This is a genomic window from Salipiger sp. (assembly GCF_059781815.1).
Map to the genome: position 1 here is coordinate 1 of NZ_JBYNAH010000337.1, position 3,460 is coordinate 3,460.

General features: G+C 68.9%; 5 protein-coding genes. All 5 read left to right on the forward strand.

The genetic code is table 11. From position 1 onward, the window contains the following. Nucleotides 1-233: 233 nt before the first annotated feature. Nucleotides 234-1,085: a hydroxymethylglutaryl-CoA lyase gene (locus AC6RA4_RS24195; protein ID WP_500164674.1), complete on the forward strand. Its 852-nt coding sequence runs from the start codon at nucleotides 234-236 to the stop codon at nucleotides 1,083-1,085. A gap of 38 nt (nucleotides 1,086-1,123) precedes the next feature. Further along, complete coding sequence (locus tag AC6RA4_RS24200; RefSeq protein WP_500164676.1) at nucleotides 1,124-1,900, forward strand: crotonase/enoyl-CoA hydratase family protein; 777 nt, start codon at nucleotides 1,124-1,126, stop codon at nucleotides 1,898-1,900. Nucleotides 1,901-2,043: 143 nt separating this feature from the next. Then, entirely contained in the window at nucleotides 2,044-2,370 is a 327-nt protein-coding gene (locus AC6RA4_RS24205) for a hypothetical protein (RefSeq protein WP_500164678.1), read from the forward strand. Nucleotides 2,371-2,605: 235 nt separating this feature from the next. Then, the gene (locus AC6RA4_RS24210; RefSeq protein ID WP_500164680.1) at nucleotides 2,606-2,971 is read left to right on the forward strand and encodes an NADH-quinone oxidoreductase subunit A; all 366 of its coding nucleotides are present in this window, start codon (nucleotides 2,606-2,608) and stop codon (nucleotides 2,969-2,971) included. Beyond that, nucleotides 2,962-3,460: NuoB/complex I 20 kDa subunit family protein (locus tag AC6RA4_RS24215; protein ID WP_500164682.1), on the forward strand; the 499-nt coding region annotated here is incomplete at its 3' end. The genes AC6RA4_RS24210 and AC6RA4_RS24215, both read left to right, overlap by 10 nt.

The window sequence follows — 3,460 nt, forward strand, 5'->3', positions numbered from 1 at the left end:
GTTTGGGCTTTGTGGCAGGGTCGGTTTGCAGTGCTCGGCGGATGTCGGGTTTGCGCGGGCGGGATTTGAGTATTTGGGACGTAGAGAAGATGGGGCGTCGGGAGGACGTGGCGAGGGCGGTTCGGGCTGTGAGGTCACGGTGGCGGGCGTGGCGATCGGGAGCCCGGCGCTTGTCTGGGTGTCTGGGCCGGGTTCGAGTATTTGGGACGTAGAGAAGAGGGGAGGTGTGCGCCATGGGTGAGCGGGTCGAGATCTTCGAGGTCGGGCCGAGGGACGGGCTGCAGAACGAGGCACGGGAGATCCCGGCGGCGGAGAAGATCGCGCTCGTGGACTGCCTGTCGCGGGCCGGGTTCCGGCGCATCGAATGCGCCAGCTTCGTGAGCCCGAAATGGGTGCCTCAGATGGCATCGTCGGCGGAGGTGCTGGCTGGGATCGCGCGGGCCGAGGGAGTGTCCTACGCGGCGCTGACGCCCAACATGAAGGGCTTCGAGGCGGCGATGGCGGCGCAGGCCGACGAAGTGGCGATCTTCGGCTCGGCCTCGGAGGGCTTCAGCCGGGCCAATATCAACGCCTCGATTGAAGAGAGCCTGGCGCGGTTCGCGCCGGTGGCAGAGGCGGCGAAAGCGCGCGGCGTGCCGCTAAGGGGCTATGTCTCCTGCGTGGTCGAGTGCCCGTATGACGGGGCGGTCGCGCCGGAGGCGGTGGCGCGGGTGGCCGCGGCGCTGCGCGATATGGGCTGCTACGAGGTCTCGCTTGGCGACACCATCGGGCGCGGCACGCCCGAGGCGGTGGACGCCATGCTGACGGCGGTGTTGGGCGAGTTGCCCGCCGCGCGGCTGGCGGGGCACTTTCACGACACCTCCGGGCTGGCGCTCGACAATATCGAGGTGGCGCTGGGGCGCGGGCTGCGGGTGTTCGACGCCGCGATCGGCGGGCTCGGCGGCTGCCCCTATGCGCCCGGCGCGGCGGGCAATGTGGCGACCGAGGCGGTTGCGGCGCGGCTTTCGGCGCTGGGCTACGCCCATGGGCTGGACATGGACGTGCTGGCGGACGCGGCGCAGATGGCGCGGGCGATGCGGGGCTGAGGCCACAAGGGACAACGGGACAGGAAGGACGACCGACGATGGAGCTGATCAAGGTGACCCGCGACGCGCGCGGCGTGGCGATGCTGACGCTGGCGCGGGCCGAGAAGCACAATGCGCTCTCGGCGCAGATGATGACCGAGCTCGAGGCGGCGGCGAAGGCGCTCGCCACCGAGGACGATGTCCGCGTGGTGGTGCTGGCCGCCGAGGGGCGGTCGTTCTGCGCCGGGGGCGATCTGGCGTGGATGCGCGAGCAGTTCGGCATGGATGCGGCGACCCGCAAGGCCGAGTCGCGGCGCATCGCCACCGCGCTGGCGGCGCTGGCGGCGCTGCCGCAGCCGCTCATCGGCAGGGTTCAGGGCAACGCGCTGGGCGGCGGGGTCGGGCTGGTCTCGGTCTGCGACGTGGCGATCGGCACCGATGCGGTGAAGATGGGCTTCACCGAGACCCGGCTCGGGCTGATCCCGGCCAATATCGGCCCCTATGCCATCGCCCGCATGGGCGCGACGCGTGCCCGCGAGGTCTTCATGTCGGGGCGGGTGTTCGACGCCGCCGAGGCGGTGCGGCTCAACCTGTTGTCCCGGGTGGTGGCGCCGGAGGCGCTCGACGAGGCGGTCGAGGCCGAGATCGCGCCTTACCTGAGCTGTGCGCCCTTCGCGGTGCGCGATGCCAAGGCGCTGCTCAACGCGTTGGCCGGGCAGGTAAGCGCCGCCGATCTCGATTTCGCCATCGAGGCACTGGCGAAGCGCTGGGAGACCGAGGAGGCCCGCGAGGGCATCGGCGCCTTTCTCGACAAGCGCAAGGCGCCCTGGGGCTGAGGCCGGGCAGGAAAGACACGCCGCGCCGGGCGCGCCGCGTCGCGCCTTGCGCCGCGGGCCCGGGGGCGTCAGCCTGAGCCCAGCCGCAAGGAGGCCGGACCCTGATCCAGATCGCCCATTTCCACGCCACGCTCTGCCTTGCCGTGATCTTCTTCCAGATCGCGCTGATCTTTGGCGCGCCGCTGGCCGGGGTGGCGCCGGGCGGGGCGGGCGAGGGGGCGCTGTCCTATGCCGGGCGGCTCTTTGCCGGGCTCACGGCCTTTCTGATGCTGTTCGCGGCGCTGGCGATCGTTTCGGCGGCGGGCTTTCCCGGGCTCGGCTGGCCGCGCTGGACCGGCTGGGTAACCGTCGGATTGCACGCCGCCTCCGCCGGGTTGTGCGCGCTCTCGGCGAAACCCGCCGAGCGGGCCGGGTGGGCGCCCGTCTCGGCGGTTCTGGCGGCGCTCGCGCTTGTCGTGATGACCGCCTGAGCACCGTGCTGCCGCAGCAATTGTATGCGGGAGTCGACGATAAAAATGTCGCGATCACTTTTTTGGCGCTGCCCAACAGGCCTATCAGGCTGGAAAATCACGGTTTTAACCATTTCTGAATATTTGCGCGGCTTGTTGACCCCGTCCGGCGTGAGCGATAAGTCACTCATAGCAAGGCAACATCGCCATGGTTTCCGCGCCGGACGCACGGCGCGCCTCGCAAAGGAGCCAGCAAGTGGAAGAGATGCTGAGGGAGTACCTCCCTATTCTCGTTTTCCTGGGCATCGCGATCGCGCTCGGCGCCATCCTGATCCTCGCCGCGGTCGTGCTCGCCGTCCGTCACCCCGATCCCGAGAAGGTGTCGGCCTATGAATGCGGTTTCAACGCCTTCGACGACGCGCGCATGAAATTCGACGTCCGGTTCTACCTGGTGTCGATCCTGTTCATCATCTTCGATCTCGAGATCGCCTTCCTGTTCCCCTGGGCCGTGGCCTTCAAGGATGTGAGCATGGTCGGGTTCTGGTCGATGATGGTGTTCCTCGGCGTGCTGACCGCCGGCTTCGCCTACGAATGGAAGAAAGGGGCGCTTGAATGGGAGTGAGCGACGAGCAGACGCCGCTGGTGACCGACGTGCAGGGCAGTGGAGCGCAGGCCCCGCGGCTGAAATCCGGTGCCTCGGCCCCGGCAGCCTACGGCGCCTACCGCGCCGGCGGCGACAAGGAGGTCGCCACCCAGGCGCTGAACCGCGAGCTTTCCGACAAGGGCTTCCTGCTGACCTCGGTTGACGACATCATCAACTGGGCGCGCACCGGCTCGCTGCACTGGATGACCTTCGGTCTCGCCTGCTGCGCCGTCGAGATGATGCAGACCTCGATGCCGCGCTACGATCTCGAGCGCTTCGGCACCGCGCCGCGCGCCAGCCCTCGCCAGTCCGACCTGATGATCGTCGCCGGCACCCTGACCAACAAGATGGCCCCGGCGCTGCGCAAGGTCTACGACCAGATGCCCGAGCCGCGCTACGTGATCTCCATGGGTTCCTGCGCCAATGGCGGCGGCTACTACCACTACAGCTACTCGGTGGTGCGCGGCT